Origin of the sequence: Desulfovibrio sp. 1214_IL3152, assembly GCF_036763055.1 — a bacterium.
GTDB lineage: Bacteria > Desulfobacterota > Desulfovibrionia > Desulfovibrionales > Desulfovibrionaceae > Desulfovibrio.
This window is the reverse complement of the sequence record NZ_JBAIYW010000007.1, coordinates 1-2503: the sequence shown is the minus strand read 5'-3', so window position 1 is coordinate 2503 and position 2503 is coordinate 1. Positions and strand designations below refer to the sequence as shown.

Annotated in this window: 2 protein-coding genes; one reads left to right on the top strand and one right to left on the bottom strand. The window is 53.9% G+C overall.

Annotated elements, in window-relative coordinates; all coding sequences use genetic code 11:
• On the bottom strand, positions 1 to 342 hold a 342-nt coding region (locus tag V6C07_RS00095; protein ID WP_333534299.1), incomplete at its 3' end, for a hypothetical protein.
• Between the two features lie 880 nt (positions 343 to 1222).
• Here V6C07_RS00095 and V6C07_RS00090 point away from each other — a divergent pair.
• Positions 1223 to 2503: cache domain-containing protein (locus V6C07_RS00090; protein WP_333534298.1), on the top strand; the 1281-nt coding region annotated here is incomplete at its 3' end.

The window sequence follows — 2503 nt, the reverse complement described above, 5'->3', positions numbered from 1 at the left end:
ATCGGAAACCGCGCCGTGGTCCGAGGAGCGGGCCGTTCTGGCAACTGTTGCCGGACCCGCCGCGGGGATGAGGTCCGGGCCGAGGGCGCTGAAAAATTCCGTGCCGGAAACCAGCTTTCCGTCCACTTCAAACTCAGGGATGTTGGCGGCATGGTAACTGGTATAGAAGTCATCAATGCGGATGGCAGCGCCGTCTTCAAATGTAAATATCAGCGAATCTGCATCGCGCGACAAGCTGACATCGCCGGTTGAGAATTCAAGAGCGAGCTTGGCGTTTTTGCCTGTCGCAAGCACTGTGACTGCCTGGCCTTGAGCCGGGCGTGAAAGGGTAATAGTAGGCATGGGGCCTCCGTTGTGTACCGGATCCATTGATATGGCGGCAACGTTTTGTACACGTATGCCGAAAGCATAGAAGGAGAGTTTGCAAGGTGATGCTTGCTTCTCTGGGGGTAGGTAACCCTCTGCATCTGCTGAGAGATGCAACATTGAGAAAAGAAGGGTGAATCAGCGTAGGAAGTTGTGATTCACGACTGGACGAATCCATCAACTATGTTTTAATAACTAGGTACTCTCATGTCAATAGCTATGAAAACATATTAATTTCGTTTTTTTTAACGCTGTTTTTATATAAGATAAGATTTAATAAATAAGAAATATGTTGAATATAGTTTTTAAAAATTAAAAATCACATAATATTATTTATAATTTTATATTTATTCATACATCAGAGTGAACCTTCCTAAAAAATTACAGAATATCATCAGGATTTGTGCCGGGCCGAAGGCTTTCATACTTGCCATGCACGGACAGGTCGTTTTTGCGTTAGACAGTGTCGTCACGAGCGCCTTTCCCGGTATCTCTGCGTCGAACTTCGTCTTTTATTCCGGTCGAGTACCATAAGAGTACACTCGCTGCATAAAAGGCTCGTTCTCCTTGATATACCAAGGAAATTCATCTCGTGACGACACTGCCTAAAGCTGCACAAAAAAAATACCGAAAAGCTTCATATGATCATGGTCCGCACACGCTGCTTGCAGCCGGGAAAAAACCAGGGCAGTTGTATTTTACAGTGTTCTGACGCCTGCGCAGGCAGGCGTCGGCCACAGAGGCGCAGCGCAGGTTTTTGCGCGGCTAAGCGCCGAAGTGAGTGTTTTGCTGACTTTGCGAAGGTGTATTTCCAAAGCCGGCATGCTCTCGTGTCCCGTTAACCAATGGAGCCTTTATGTTCGCTTGGTACCGATCCTTGCGCATGACCCCCAAGATTGTGATTCCTGTGGCCCTTGCACTTGTGGTGTGTCTGGGACTGCTGACGTGGCAGATTCAGGCGCGCAGCAGCGTTGCCATTGAGGATGCCGCACGCCGCGAGCTGGCCGCTCTCGGCGGGGCCGAGGGCAATTCCGTGGCCCGCTTCCTGAATATGGCTGTTGATGAAGCGTCAACCCTGGCCTCCGCGCTGGGGCAGGGTGTGGCCCGCAACGAGGCCCCCACCAGGCAGGGCGTGATTGCCATGATCAGCGGCATGCTTATGGGCAATGCCGACATCTTCGGGGTGGGCATCATCTGGGAACCAAATGCCTTTGACAAGCGCGACCTGCTGTACGCGGGCGCGCCGGGCAGTGACGACAAGGGCCGCTTCATGCCCTACCTTTCCAGAGGGGCCGAACTGGTGGAACTGGGCGAGCAGGTCGGCCAGCCGTACTATGTCATTCCCCGGCAAACCCGGCAGACCTATGTTTCTGATCCCATCCCCTTCAAGGTCAACGGCAAGGACGTGCTCATGTCCACGGTGGCCTGTCCCATACTGAACGGCAATGACCTGCTTGGTGTGGTGCTGGTGGATATCTCTCTTGCCCGGCTGCAGCAGATGGTCGCGGCCATCAGCCTTTACGGCAGCGGTTATGCTTCGCTTGTGAGCGAAAAGGGTGATGTTCTGGCGCATCGCGAAGAAGCCCTGATCGGCAAAAGCCTTTTTGATCTTGGCGGCCTCAAAAGAAAGGACGCGGCCCTGGAGGCCTTTGCCGCCGGAAAACCGTATTCGGAAGATGTGGACGACGCCCGGGGCGTGTTGCTGCGCTATTTTTATCCCGTTGATTTCAGGGGCGGCAGCCAGCACTGGTATCTCAGCGTCACGGTACCGCAGAGCGAGGTGCTGGCGGAGGCCAGGGATATCAGTCGGATAACGGTCATTATTTCGGCCATAACCCTGCTGGTGCTGCTTGGCATAAGCTATCTCGTCATTCGCGGCGCGTTGCGTCCGGTGAACTATCTGGCGGAAACCGCCGAAATCATCGCCGGGGGCAAGCTGGAGCAGAACATTGAAGACAGCCGTTTTGGCGGTGAAATGAAGGTGCTTAGCACAGCCTTGAAAAAAATGATCGCTTCGCTGCTGGAAGGCATAAGCAAGGCTGAGACACTGACGCAAGCGGCCCGCGAAGAGTCGGAAAAGGCCCGCCAGGCCATGCTGGAGGCCGAGGATGCCCGCAGGGCCGCTGAAAGCGCCCGC